Raw genomic sequence first — 551 nt, 5'->3', positions numbered from 1 at the left:
GGTTTCAACCAAAAAATTGCCGAAGCCGCCGCGCGTGGCGAAAAAATCGGCAGCCCGTTCAGCCTCACGCCTGAAAATCCTGAGCCATTGGAAAAACTGCCGTTTATCGTGGTCGTGGTAGATGAGTTTGCCGACTTGATGATGACCGCAGGCAAGAAAATTGAAGAACTGATTGCCCGTCTTGCCCAAAAAGCGCGTGCAGCCGGTATCCATTTGATTCTTGCCACCCAACGCCCAAGCGTGGATGTCATTACCGGCCTGATTAAAGCCAATATTCCGACACGCATTGCATTCCAAGTGTCCAGCAAAATCGACAGCCGCACGATTCTTGACCAAATGGGTGCAGAAAACTTGCTCGGCCAAGGCGATATGCTGTTCCTGCCGCCCGGCACCGGCTATCCGCAACGCGTACACGGAGCGTTCGCATCTGATAATGAAGTACACCGCGTAGTGGAATACCTGAAACAATTCGGCGCGCCTGATTATATCGACGATATTTTAAGCAGCGGTTCGAACGAGGACTTTACCGGTACCAGCCGCAGCAACGACAG

1 protein-coding gene is annotated in these 551 nt (G+C 52.5%); it reads left to right on the top strand.

What is annotated here, in order from left to right; genetic code table 11:
- On the top strand, positions 1-551 hold a 551-nt coding region (locus ACTHUR_RS17205; protein ID WP_440399921.1), incomplete at both ends, for an FtsK/SpoIIIE domain-containing protein.

The sequence above is a fragment of the Neisseria sp. P0021.S007 genome (assembly GCF_051956855.1).
Note: the sequence above shows the minus strand (reverse complement) of the source record. Positions and strands in the feature narration are given on the sequence as shown.